This window comes from Georgenia halophila (assembly GCF_039541595.1).
Map to the genome: position 1 here is coordinate 1 of NZ_BAABGN010000005.1, position 12,613 is coordinate 12,613.

Here is a 12,613-nt window from a genome sequence, read left to right on the forward strand (position 1 = left end):
CTCGCCCTGGCAGCGCGGATCGAACGAGAACACCAACGGACTGCTGCGCCAGTACTTCCCCAAGGGCACCGACCTATCAATCTACGGGCCAGAGGACCTCGAGCATGTGGCCCAGGAACTCAACGGCAGACCACGCAAAACGCTCGGCTGGGAAACCCCAGCCGAGCGTCTGCGTGATCTACTGACAACCACTTAGATCATCAGGTGTTGCGAGGACCCGTAGAAACCGCCCTACTATCGGTGCGAGCGCGACTACTACGCCGCCCTGCGCCGGGCTGTCGCCCGTGACCGGCACGGCAGCCGTGACGACTCTGCCGGCCTGGGAGCGTCCGCAAGCCGGTCCCTCACCGGGACGGAGTCGACGACCTGGCTTGACGAGCTACGCCGTTTAGTTGCTGCGGCTCACGTGGTCGCGTAAGACCCGCCCGCAAAAGTGCCCGGTGAAGGGGTGTTAAACGCTACAGTCGGGCCGGTGATGATCGGATCCGCACGGGTCTCGACGAACGAGCAGGACCTGACCGCCCAACGCGAAGCAGTCGTGGCTCTTAGCGTCGACGAGGACGTGATCTACGTCGACCACGGGCTGACCGGCAGTAACCGCGCCCGGCCCGGACTACGAGAAGCACTTGCCGCCTGTCCCGCCGGGAGACGCCCTCGTGGTCACCAAGCTCGACCGTCTCGCCCGGTCACGGCCGGACGCTCGAGACATCGCCGACGAACTCACCCGCAAGGGCGTCACGCTCAACCTCGGCGGGAGCCTGTACGACCCGACCGACCCGGCCGGCCGGCTGCTGTTCAACGTCCACGGCATGGTCGCCGAGTTCGAGGCCGACCTCATCCGTATGCGCACCCGCGAGGGCATGGCCGTCGCCAAAGCGAAGGGCCGGCTGCGTGGCAAGCAACCCAAGCTGTCGAAGTCGCAGGAGGCGCACCTGGTGACGCTCCATCGCGCGGGTAGTCACACCACCGCCGAGATCGCCGAGCTGTTCGGCGTCGCACGCGCGACCGTCTACCGCGCTGTTCAGCGGGCGGGCGCTCCGGGCTGACGTTGGCGAGATCCGTCGGCCGCGGTCCCGCGGTGGCGGCCCAACCGCTGCGCCAGCAAGGCGCGGCGCGGTGAAGATCTGCGACGCGTCGGTACGCCATCTGCGAGCATGAGCCTGTGGTCGTGTACGAGCCGCAACTAGCGGTCGAGACGCTTGAGCGGTCGCTGCGCCAGTTGATGGCTCACGCTTACGCCGCCGAGTACGGCAGAGGCAACTGGATCGATGAGATCATCACTTCAGACCAGCGTAGTAAGTGGGCAAGCCTTCGGACCGCTGACCAGCAGCAACGCACGGGTGTGATCCTGCCCGGCGGGCACGGGCTCGAGTTCACCGAATTGACCGAGCTCGTGGAGATTGCCCGCCAGCATTGGGCTCCGCTCAAGGACGCGCTCGGTAAGAAGAAGAGTGCTGAGCCATATCTGCAGACGTTCCTTCCGCTCGCCGAACGCGCCACTCGGCGACGTAACGCCGCCAACCACAATCGACCGCTTGCCCCCTTCGAACAAGAGCTGCTGTCCGGCATCGCCGGACTGATCAGGAACCAGGTGACCATCGCGATGAGCAGCGCCGACCCCGCCGGCGACATCTATCCAAGGATCGAAGCCGCACGCGACAGCTTCAGGCACGAGATGGAGATCGTCCGGCCTGACGGCGAACTTGCCGGGCACATAGACACGGGTGCCATCCTGCACCCGGGTGAGCGAGTGACGTTCACGTGCGTGGCCCACGATCCTGACGGCCGACGACTGACTTGGTCAGCCCGGTCGAACCACGACCTTCAGGGTGGCACTTCCGACACCGTCGAAAGCGGTGAGCCAGTGCAGCTCACGTGGGTTGTAGCCGACTCCGACGTAAGAGAATCATCTACAGTCTCGCTCTTCATGACGACCGAAGACAGCCGCTACCACCGTTGCGGGTCCTTCGATCAACGGATCTACTTTCGGTACGCGGTCCGTCCACTTGCCACCTAAGGCATCTCCTTGGCTCCTCAAGGAGACTCCTCGGCTGCGGCGTGGGCTCGTTGGCGTCGACGTACATCTGCTGCCAAGTGATGCTGCTGCGGGCGGAGGAAAAGGTCTTCGCGCGCTGGGTCCACGAGTAGCCTGACGAGTGTGATGGTGCCGAATGACCACGAAGCACCCCGAGCTCCTGAATTCCTTGATGCGGCGGATCACCTCACTCGGCTAGCTGACGGTCTGATGCATTACGTGGTGACCGCCGATCCCATCGCCGCGCCCGGCAGCGTGGCAGAGTTGGAGGCGAGCGACAGCAGTTTTGACGATCCTCGATGGGGTCGGCCGACATTCGAGCTTCTCTACGATCCCAATGGCCGCCTCCACCTTGCTGCTGACCACGTTCGTGCCCTCAGCGTTGTATCGGCGGCAGATCGGGTCGTTCTGGCGACAGCAACCTTGGCCCGAGCGGCGCTAGAGAGCCTGAGCGCCACCTTTTGGCTCTACGAGCCAGGCGTGGGAGTTCGAGAACGCGTCTGTCGGCGCATGAACCTCCGGCTCCTGTCCCTCGTCGAGCAGTGGAACATGGCGGTGGGCTTCGAGGACCCGACGGCCCGCGACAAGCCCGCTTCAGAGAGCAACAATCGATGCTCTCGGCACGACGGGCCTCTAGTCGACATGCGTGATGCAGCCTCCTGGCAGCCAGCCGTCCAGCATGAGCTGGAGCACCTGCTCCTCCGGCCGGAGGACCGGAAGCGAGGGCACCACCTGGACCCGACCCACACCCGTAACCGGCTCAGTCGCCGCCGACGTACCCATCCCGGCGCCTGGCCGTCGCTCGACGGCCCGTGCGGTGAGGTGTCTGCGCAGGTCAGAGCCTCGGCGGCCGTCTCGCCGGCTGGAGGTCGTCCGGGGGCCGTGGTGATTCATCTGATGCAATACGCAGATTAGAGGTTGACATAACCTCAGTATCGGCTAAACACTAGGCTAGTCCCATGCTACAAGTACGGCTAGCATGCTCCCATGCGCACCGTACCGTTAAGTGAGGCCAAGGACCGGCTGTCCGCCCTGGTCGAAGAGGCCGACAGCACGCATGAGGTAATCCGGATCACGCGCCACGGCAAGAATGCGGCCGTGCTGATGTCTGCGGACGAACTGGAATCGCTGCACGAGACGCTGCGGCTGCTGTCGACTCCTGGGGCGGCGGCCGAGCTGCAAGAGGCCAAGGAGGCCTATGCGTCGAAGGAGACGACCGGCGGAGCCGACGCCCGACGCCGGTACGGCCTTTAAGTGGCGCGAGAGCCCGAGGAACGGCGCGTCGAGCTCGCGCCGGCTGCGATTCGAGCGCTGGACCGACTGCCCGCCAAGATCGCCGCGGCGGTCGTCGAGTTCGTCACGACGACGATGTCCACCAACCCGCGGCGCATGTCCAAGCCGCTGCGGCCGCCGCTTGAGGAATGGCGGGTTGCTCGGCGCGGTGACTACCGGGTGATCATCCAGCTGGATGATGTCGCCGGCGTGATCCTCGTCGGCCGCATCGAGCACCGTGCCCACGCATACCGGCGCCGCTAATTCGTCGCGCTTGTCATGGCTCTGCCGGGCCAGGGCCAGGCCTCGAACGGGCCGGTCGGACGACGCATCCGATACCCGATCCTCGCAGCCGGACCACTGCGCGCGAGCCGATCCGGAACCAGGAGCCTTCCTCAAACCCGCGCAAGTTCCTCCTCGATGACGTCTGAGACCTTCGCGAACCGCGATGCAGCCCTCCTCGAGCGGCTGCAGCACACAGGCACTGGGTACCGGTGAAGGTCTACGACAACAGCCGGAGCGCGTCGGTGAAGACGCCGGCGAGTGATATCCGCAAGGGCAAAGTCGCTCGCGCCCCCGGACGAGTTCGAGGCCCGCACACGGCGCTCCAACGACATCCTCGTGGTCGAAGCCTGCCGTGCGCACGTAGCAGCTGCAGCCGTCTAGGGCTCTCCGCGCTCGCCTGGTGTAAGCGCATGCATATGCTGAAAACAAGTTCACTGGCGTCGACCGCCCAACGCGCGAGTCGCACAGTCTCACACGGCACACCACGCCTCCAACTCTCAGTGTTGGCGATCGCACGAATCGCCCGGTGCGAGACGGTATGCGCTTTCATCTGTTTCTTGACAGTGCAGCGGACACGCCTTAGCGTTCACACCTGCAACCGACCGCCGGTCTTCGACGAAGAAGAGAGATCACTGTGGATGCCTGTGGAGAGAGCACACTTGCCCGGCTCGGCGCTCAGCAGGTCGTGGGGCGCCGATGAGCAGGGATGTCGCTACAAGCGACCTCGCGAGGCAGAAGGCCGCCCCGGTCCTTCCTGCCGACCAACCGAGCAGCCGGCGGCCCAAACGTCGCGGGCGTGACTACGGCCTCGTGATCCTCGCCGCTCCCGCGGTGATCCTCCTGCTGATCTTCGCCTACGGGCCGATGGCTGGCCTTGTGGTTGCCTTCCAGGACTTCAACGTCGCAGATGGTGTCTTCGGCTCGCCGTGGGCGGGTCTGGAGAACTTCGAGTTCTTCTTCACGTCGGGCAAGGCCGGACAGATCCTCTGGAACACGCTGTTCCTGAACACCCTCTTCCTAGGCGCAACGCTCCTGTCCGGCATCATTCTGGCGCTGATGCTCAATGAGATTCGCGGACGAATGACCAAGCGGATCTTCCAGTCGATCATCTTTGTGCCGTACTTCGTCTCGCCGATCGTCGTGAGCATCTTCCTGCAGGCATTCCTCGCTGGTCCGGGCGGCCGGGGCGGGCTCGTCAACGACTTCTTCAATCTTTTCTCCTGGCCACAGGTGTCCTGGTACACCGAGCCAGGTCCGTGGCCGTGGATCCTCACGGTGGTCAAGGTGTGGCAACTCGGTGGGTACATGAGTGTCATCTTTCTTGCCGCGATCACGTCGATTCCGGAGGAGGTCTACGAGGCGGGCGTCATCGACGGTGCTAGCCGTGCTCAGATGGCGCTGCGGATTACTACGCCGTTGTTGAAACCCACGGCGGCCATCCTGCTCGTCCTCGGCGTCGGGCGGATCTTCTACGGCGACTTCGCCACGATCTACGCGATCGTCGGCGACAACGGCACGCTCTTCGAGACGACGGACGTCATCGACACTTATGTGTTCCGCGCGCTGCGCACGTTCGGCGACTTCGGTACCACAGCCGCAATCGGCTTGTTCCAGTCGGTCGTCGGCTTCGTCCTGGTCGTCATAGCGACCCTGGTGCAACGCAAGTACGCGAGAGAGACGGCAATCCTGTGACCATGATCGACGCTCCCGCAGTCAATGCTCGGACAACGTCCGGCTCGCCGCCTCGTCGCCGGCGCCGCCAACGCCGCGAACCCTTCACGATCGCGAGCTACATCGGCGTCGCTGCATTCGGCCTCATTTGCATCGTCCCGTTCTGGATGGTGATCGCCGGTTCGCTGACTGCCGAGAGCGTGCTAGCACAGCGCGGCTACTCGTTCTGGCCCACCAACTTCTCGCTCGAGGCCTACCAGACGATCTTTGCGGGCTCCCGCGTCTGGCAGTCATACACCGCCAGCATCTTCATCACTGCCGTCGGTACCGCGATCGCCGTCTCCGCAACATCTGGAATCGCGTGGGTGATCGCCCGTGGACTGGCCTGGGTGAGCCGTCCACTGGCCATCTTCGCCTACATCCCGATGCTCTTCACCGGTGGGTTGGTGCCGATGTACATCCTCATCACCCAGATTCTCGAGCTGCGCGATTCCTGGTTCTCCGTCATCTTTCCGCTCGTCATCGCACCGTTCCTCGTGTTCGTCCAGGTCAGCTTCTTCCGGGCCACACCAACCGAGATCCTCGACGCCGCCCGGATCGATGGCGCCAGCGAGCTGCGGATCTTCTTCCAGATTGTGCTGCCACTGTCCAAACCGGTCATCGCTGTGATCGCTCTCTTCTACGCGGTGACGTTCTGGAACGAGTGGTTCCACGCACTGCTGTTCATCAGTGAGCCCGACAAATTCCCCCTTCAGTTGGTCCTGCAGAACCTCATCACGAGCGTCGCTAACGCGGCCAACCTCGGCACGCAGGCGGCGGCGCCCGTGTACCAGATGCGCCTCGCGATGACGGTCATCACCATCGGCCCCATCCTCCTGGCCTATCCCTTCGCCCAGCGCTACTTCGTCAAGGGACTCACGTTGGGCGCCAGCAAAGGTTGACGCATGCCCTGTCCAACCACACGGCCACACCGGCCACATAGAGAGGAACTACGATGACACCGACCATCAATGGTGCTGGCCTGTCACGACCAGTGTCACGACGAGGATTCCTGGCCGGCTCCGGAGGCGTCCTTGCTGCTGCCACGCTCGCCGCGTGCAGCTCTGGATCGTCCGACGGGGGCGGCGGCGGCTCGTCTTACAGCCTCCTGTTGCCGGGTGACGTACCGGCGCAGTGGGATCGGATCCGGACCGCCGTCAACGAGAAGCTCAAGGCCGATCTCGGATTCGCGATCGACCCGCAGTACATCAACTGGTCCAACTACGCCTCGCAGTCCCTGCTTAAATTCACCGCAGGTGAGGACTTCCAGACGGCGCTGTCTGCTCGATGGCTGAACATCGCCCAGCTAATCGAGGCGGACGCGCTGCAACCTCTCGACGACGCTCTGGCGAGCGGCAAGTATTCGAACCTCACCGACACGGTGGACCAGACGGCCTTCGACGCCAACCGGTGGCCCGACGGTGCGATCTACGGGGTGCCGGCGGTCAACAGCGCGGCACGCATCCACCACCATGTCGCCCGCGGCGACCTGATCGACAAGCACGCCGGCGGAAGCATCGAATCCTTCGACCAGCTCGAGAAGTTCTGGTACGACGTGGTCCAGAAGGAAGGCATCCCAGGCTACATCAACCGCAACTCCCCCTTCGACGTGCTCGGCGCGCCGACCGGCGCCTTGTACGCGCAGGGTTGGGAGTCCCCGGACATGCTGCCCCTGTACTTCTCGAGCAGTTCGCTGATGTTCGTGCCGTCGCCGACTGCCGCGACGACCGGCTCGACCGACGCAGTGCCCTTCTGGGAGCACGGCCCTTACGTGGAGTCGCTGCACCGCGTTCGGAAGTACTACCAGGACGGCATCGTCAACGCCGACCGGCTCAATGCCGATCCATCGGCCCTGAAGTCGCGGTTCCAGAGTGGCGGCGCGGCGACGACCTTCGCCATCACCGACGGCTCGGACACCTCGACGCACCTCGCCCAGCTTGAGAAGGCCGTGCCGGGCGCCACCCTCGCGACCCTGCTTCCCTTCCGAGACGGCATGAGCACCAAGCCAAACCAAACGTTTCAGGCCGACAACCTCGTCGTGGTCAACACGGCGGCGGCCGATACCGAAGCAGCCATGCAGCTGCTCGACTGGGTCTCGATCAGAGAGAACCACGACCTGCTGCAGTACGGCGAGGAGGGCAGGGACTGGCGAGCGGTCGGTGACGACGCCTACGAACCACTTAGCGCGTACACCACCTTCCCGAGCTTCGCACTGAGCTGGCGCATCCCGCTCGAGCGCAAGTTCGCGCGAATGACCGAGAGCGAAGAACGCTGGTTCGAGTGGTCGAAGAGTTACGACAACTTCACGCTCGACCCGTTTGCGTCCTTCATCCCAGATCTCACCGAGGTCGAGACCGAGCACGCCCAGATCACCGCGGCGGTCGCCCAGTTCGGCAACCCGCTGTTCGCCGGGGCCGTCGACGTCGAAGCAGGGCTCGACGACCTCAAGAAGGCCACCGAGCAGGCGGGCTTGAGCAAGGTTCAGGAGGAGCTCAATAAACAGGCTGACGCCTACCTCGCGTCCAGGTAATGCCCGCCCGCGGACATCTACGCGAACGTGGCCCGAGATTCCCGGTGCCGGCGGACGGGCCTCCGCCGGCCCCGGGCCAACTTCGAAGAAGGAGCAGCGTGATCCAGTACGCCATCGCCGTCGGGTCGTCCCGACTGGCCGAGCAGTTGTTCGGCTCGTCATATGAGGTCCTTGAGGACGTCGCGGCCCAACGTATCGGGGGTGTGCTCACCGAGTTCGAATCCGACATGTCGCGCCGAGTGCTGGCGCACGTCGAGGTCCTCTTCACCGGCTGGGAGACGCCAGCGTTGTCAGCCTCTGTGCTGCGGTTCGCGCCGAGGCTGCGCCGGGTGATCCATGCGGGCGGTGCCGCCGACCGGCTGTTTCCGGACGGGAACGGCGATGTCGTGTGCTCCGACATGGGTTCCGTCAACGCGATACCCGTGGCCGAGTACACCCTCGCCATGATCATCCTTTCGAACAAGGACACGTTTCGAGCCCGCGAGCTTTACCGCACCCGCCGTTCCTTCATCGATCGGGAGCAGGAGTTCCCGCATGCCGGGAATCATGCCCGCACCATCGGCGTGATCAGTGCCTCACGTACCGGCCGGGCGCTGGTCGAGCTCCTGCATTCATTCCCTTCTCTGCGAACGCTCGTCTACGATCCCCACCTGCCGCCGCACGAGGCCCGTAGCCTCGGCGTCGAGCGGGTCGACCTACCCGAGTTGATGCGCAGCAGCGACGTCGTGACGGTCCATGCTCCCGTGCTCCCCGAGACGACGGGCCTCATCGACGCCGAGATGCTCGCTTACATGTCCGACGGTGCGACACTGATCAACACGGCCCGAGGTGCAATCGTGGACCAGGCGGCGCTCGAGACGGAGTTGCAGACGGGTCGGATCAACGCCGTGCTGGACGTCACCGATCCTGAGCCGTTGCCGAGCACCTCGAAGCTCTACGACCTCCCGAACGTGTTCCTGACACCCCACATTGCGGGTTCGATGGGCACCGAGCTGCGCCGGATGGGTGACGAGGCCGCTCGAGAGCTCAGCCGCTACGTCGAGCCCCCGACGGAGGCGGCGCCGGCGACGGATCGGTGAGCGCCGAGCGCCGAGCGCCGAGCGCCGAGCGCCGAGCGCCGAGCGCCGAGCGCCGAATACGATCTCTATATTGACCAGGGAAGCAGCTCATACGATGACCGACACCGCACCCGTCAGGGCGGCGCGCCTCTCCGACGTGGCCCGACTCGCGGGCGTCTCTGCCGCGACGGCGTCGCGCGCTCTCAACGGCAGCGACCGTGGCGTCCGCGACGTCAACCGGCAGCGGGTGCTCGAAGCCGCGAAGACCCTCGGGTACACGACCAACATCGCCGCACAGGCGGTCGCTCGCGGCCGCTCTCGAGGTGTCACGCTCGTCGTAAAAGGCATCCCGGACGACTTCGCCAACCCGATCATCGCCGGGGTCGTCGGCGCGACCCAACGCCGAGGACTCCCCTTCACCCTGGTCTCCGCCGGCCCGGGGCCGGCCGACCTCGTCGAGGCGGTGAACCTGGCCCGGAGCCATCGGCCGGAGATCCTCATGATCACCGGCGGCCGCGCCACCGACGACGCTACGGTCCCCGACCTGGTCGAGGCACTGCAGAGCTACGAGGCCGAGGGCGGCAGGGTCGTCCTCATCACGCAGGAGGGTCTTCCGTTCGACACGGTTGCCTACGCGAACCGCAAAGGCGGATACGACCTGGCCCAGGCTCTGGTCGGGCTCGGGTATCGCGAGTTCGCGGTCGTCTCGGGAATGGAGCACGGGATGACCCAGAGGGACCGGACCGAGGGGTTCATGGCGGGCCTCGCCGACGCAGGCATCGAATTGTCCGCCGACCGGATCCTCATCGGCGAGTTCACGCGCGACGCGGCGTATGCCAAGACCGGGGAGCTCCTACGACGCAAGATTCCGGTCGAGGCGATCTTTGCTGTCAACGACGCCATGGCACTGGGCGTGCTGACTTTCCTGCGCGACACCGGCAGCGCCGACCAGGTGGCGGTCGCCGGCTTCGACGACATCAAGGCTCTCCGTGACGTCACCCCCTCTCTGACGACGGTGCACCTGCCGTGGGAGCAGGTTGCCGACAAGGCCCTCGCCCTGGCGGTCTCGCCGCGGGAGGGGTCCCCCCGTACCGAGATCGTGGAAGGTCACGTCGTCGTGCGCGAGAGCACTCCTCCGCTGTATCGCTGACATCAAGCTCGTCACCACCTCCCGCGAATCAACGCCGCCCGCCCCACCCATGTCCCGTCGTGGTGGCAAGCGCTTTTCTCACTACCCAGAGCAAGGAGCCCCGTGCCGATGGCGAAACTCCGGTTTCTGACCCTGTGGTCGATCAACGCCGAGCTCGACCAGGCACGCCTACGGGCTCAGGTCGACGCCTTCGCGGATCACGGTCTCGACGGCCTCGTCTGGCACCCGCGGTTCTACCCCGACCTCCCGCCGTACCTGAGCGAGGAGTACTTCCGTGCGCTCGATGACGTCGTGCAACACGCGCACGAGCGCGGGATCGCCGTGTGGATCTACGACGAGGACGGCTGGCCAAGCGGCAGTGTCGGCGGCCGGATGCTCGCCGAGCACCCCGACGAGTCGCAACACTGGCTCGCCCTCGTGCCAACGACCGATCCCGTCGTGACCGGCGAGGCCGTCCTGACCGAGTTCGAGCACGACGGCGCACACTGGTCGCTGCGTCATCGGCGCACCGACGGGGTGGACTACCTCTCCCCCACACTGGGACGACGCTTCGTGGAGATGACCCACGAGGCCTACCGAACGGGACTGTCCGCCGACGCATTCGCGCACGTCGAGGCGTTCTTCAGCGACGAGCCAGAGTTCGGGATGGCCCACCTCCATTCCCTTTTCCCCGAGGCGGGCGGACTCCCCTGGACTCCCACCCTGCCCGCAGAGTACGAACGCCGGTACGGAGAACCGCTCCTGCCTGCCCTCCCGGCAGTCCTGCTCGACCGCGAGGACTCGGCCCGCATACGAGTGCAGTTCTGGGAGCTGCTCTCCGATCTGCTCACGGAGCGGTTTCTGCAGCCGATCCGCGACTGGTGCGACCGACACGGCAAGCTCTTCACGGCCCATCTCAAGGGCGAGGAGCACCCCTACTTCCAGGTCGCCACTGTCGGATCGGCGGACCGTCCATTCCGTGCGATGTCCCTGCCTGGGATCGACTCACTCGGTCGCCCACCGGGCAACCACTACTTTCCCCGACAGGTCTCGTCGGCCTCGCGCCAGTGGTCCTCGGGTCGCGCCATGGCCGAGACCTTCGGTGGCTCGGGCTGGGGATCGACACCGGCGGACCTCGAGCGGCATCTGCGCTGGCTCTGCTCGCACGGCATCACGGACGTCGTGCTGCATCTGAGCCAGCTGCGCCTGAACTCCGGCGCGCTGGCCGACTGGCCGCCGTCGCACCCTCTGCACCTCACCTGGTCGGACGCGTACCCCGTGCTGCTCGACCGCCTTCGGCGCACGGTCGCACCGCGGCCACCGGCGGACACGCTGCTCGTCTCGCCGCACCGCGCGATCGCCGCAGCCTACCGACCGCGGGAGTGGCCGCTGACCGACGTGCACGCGGCCCGGACCTACCCGGACTCCGTCGCCGGCGCACTCAACGACGCGTTCCTCGACACGGTCGACGACCTCGCCGCCGCGCGCGTCGCGTACGACGTCGCCGACGAACGCACCGTCAGCGAGTACGGGGCCGTGGTCGACGGACGCCTCCGCGTGGGCGCCGCGCAATACACCAGCGTCGTCCTGTCGCCGGGCGCCGAGCTCGACCATGCGATACGCGCCGCCGTCGCGCCGCTCGTCGTACCAGCAGCCGGCGGAGCACCGACGGCCGACCAGCCCGTCGAACAACCTGCACCCCGATACGCGTCTGAACCCGTCATGTGGCGCCTGACCGACATGGAGAACGACCTCCTCCTCGACGTCTCCGTCCACGCCGACGGCATGTGCCACGCGGCGATCCTGTCCCACCTCGATCGCGCGACGTGCGTGACCCTCGAGCTCGCGGACTCGGTCACCGCCTTGACCATCGACGGCGTAGACACTGCGTGGAAGGACGAGGGCGACGGCGCCAGGGCGACGCTCACGCTCCCCGCGGGAGAGAACGTCTCGCGGCTCGCGTTCCGCCCGGTCACCTCCGCTGTCGCCGTGTACGCCTGGGTATGCGGCGGGTTCGCCGTGCAGGTCGACGCACCGTTCGAGCCGGACGCCGTGGGCATGGTCGCGACAGACGGCCCGTTCGTCCTCGTGGACCTTGCCGCCGGACTCAGTCGGCCGGACGCCACTTCACCGAGGGATGACGGCACTCTCGACCTGCTCGCGGCAGGGATGCCGTTCCTCCGCCGACCGGTGACGCTCACAACACAGGTCGCTCTCGACAAGCCGGCGTCCGCCGTCGTGCTCGACTACCTGGCGGCCGACGCGGTGCGGCTCGCGGTCGACGGGACCGACCTGGGCTGGCATTGGCCCATCGACGCCGCCGCGGGGCGCGTGGTCGTTCCTGCCGTCATCGGGCCCGGCACCCACGAGGTACGCCTCACCGTCGCGGGCAGCACGTACAACGCCTTGGGCCCGCACCACTACCTGAGCGGCGACGCCGACACGATCAGTCCGACGCAGATCGCAGGTACGAGCAACTTCCTTGATCCCCACCTCCCCTCGCACACCCACGACCGCCGCTGGCGCTTCCGCCGGCTCTCCGTGCCAACAGCCCTCGGGCTGGTTCCCGCCGGGAGTGCGTGACCCGGACCGGT

At 66.1% G+C, this 12,613-nt stretch carries 11 protein-coding genes and 1 pseudogene; all 12 read left to right on the top strand.

The window, feature by feature from the left end; all coding sequences use genetic code 11:
* Nucleotides 1-196 (top strand): transposase (locus tag ABD907_RS06885; RefSeq protein ID WP_425555710.1); only part of this gene is annotated, 196 nt, incomplete at its 5' end.
* 279 nt (nt 197-475) lie between these two features.
* A pseudogene (locus tag ABD907_RS06890) lies at nt 476-1,046 on the top strand (recombinase family protein).
* A gap of 122 nt (nt 1,047-1,168) precedes the next feature.
* Nucleotides 1,169-2,017 (top strand): hypothetical protein, encoded by an 849-nt coding sequence (locus ABD907_RS06895; protein ID WP_345215508.1) that lies wholly within the window; start codon nt 1,169-1,171, stop codon nt 2,015-2,017.
* A gap of 141 nt (nt 2,018-2,158) precedes the next feature.
* Entirely contained in the window at nt 2,159-2,950 is a 792-nt protein-coding gene (locus tag ABD907_RS06900; RefSeq protein ID WP_345215509.1) for a hypothetical protein, read from the top strand.
* A gap of 72 nt (nt 2,951-3,022) precedes the next feature.
* Complete coding sequence (locus tag ABD907_RS06905; protein WP_345215510.1) at nt 3,023-3,289, top strand: type II toxin-antitoxin system Phd/YefM family antitoxin; 267 nt, start codon at nt 3,023-3,025, stop codon at nt 3,287-3,289.
* A complete protein-coding gene (locus tag ABD907_RS06910; protein ID WP_345215511.1) occupies nt 3,290-3,571 on the top strand; it encodes a type II toxin-antitoxin system RelE family toxin in 282 nt (93 codons plus the stop codon).
* An 852-nt stretch (nt 3,572-4,423) separates the two neighbouring features.
* Complete coding sequence (locus ABD907_RS06915) at nt 4,424-5,284, top strand: ABC transporter permease subunit (RefSeq protein WP_345215512.1); 861 nt, start codon at nt 4,424-4,426, stop codon at nt 5,282-5,284.
* 2 nt (nt 5,285-5,286) lie between these two features.
* A complete protein-coding gene (locus ABD907_RS06920; protein ID WP_345215513.1) occupies nt 5,287-6,204 on the top strand; it encodes a carbohydrate ABC transporter permease in 918 nt (305 codons plus the stop codon).
* 53 nt (nt 6,205-6,257) lie between these two features.
* Nucleotides 6,258-7,832, top strand: coding sequence for an extracellular solute-binding protein (locus ABD907_RS06925; protein WP_345215514.1), 1,575 nt, complete (start codon nt 6,258-6,260; stop codon nt 7,830-7,832).
* A 98-nt stretch (nt 7,833-7,930) separates the two neighbouring features.
* Nucleotides 7,931-8,911, top strand: coding sequence for a hydroxyacid dehydrogenase (locus tag ABD907_RS06930; RefSeq protein WP_345215515.1), 981 nt, complete (start codon nt 7,931-7,933; stop codon nt 8,909-8,911).
* 94 nt (nt 8,912-9,005) lie between these two features.
* Nucleotides 9,006-10,040: a LacI family DNA-binding transcriptional regulator gene (locus tag ABD907_RS06935; protein ID WP_345215516.1), complete on the top strand. Its 1,035-nt coding sequence runs from the start codon at nt 9,006-9,008 to the stop codon at nt 10,038-10,040.
* Between the two features lie 108 nt (nt 10,041-10,148).
* Entirely contained in the window at nt 10,149-12,602 is a 2,454-nt protein-coding gene (locus ABD907_RS06940) for a glycosyl hydrolase (RefSeq protein ID WP_345215517.1), read from the top strand.
* The last annotated feature ends 11 nt before the right edge of the window (nt 12,603-12,613 follow it).

What these genes read in the sequence shown, in the direction of transcription:
- ABD907_RS06905 (WP_345215510.1), top strand. Translation starts at nt 3,023, where the DNA reads ATGCGCACCGTACCGTTAAGTGAGGCCAAGGACCGGCTGTCCGCCCTG.
- ABD907_RS06920 (WP_345215513.1), top strand. Translation starts at nt 5,287, where the DNA reads ATGATCGACGCTCCCGCAGTCAATGCTCGGACAACGTCCGGCTCGCCG.
- ABD907_RS06925 (WP_345215514.1), top strand. Translation starts at nt 6,258, where the DNA reads ATGACACCGACCATCAATGGTGCTGGCCTGTCACGACCAGTGTCACGA.
- ABD907_RS06935 (WP_345215516.1), top strand. Translation starts at nt 9,006, where the DNA reads ATGACCGACACCGCACCCGTCAGGGCGGCGCGCCTCTCCGACGTGGCC.
- ABD907_RS06940 (WP_345215517.1), top strand. Translation starts at nt 10,149, where the DNA reads ATGGCGAAACTCCGGTTTCTGACCCTGTGGTCGATCAACGCCGAGCTC.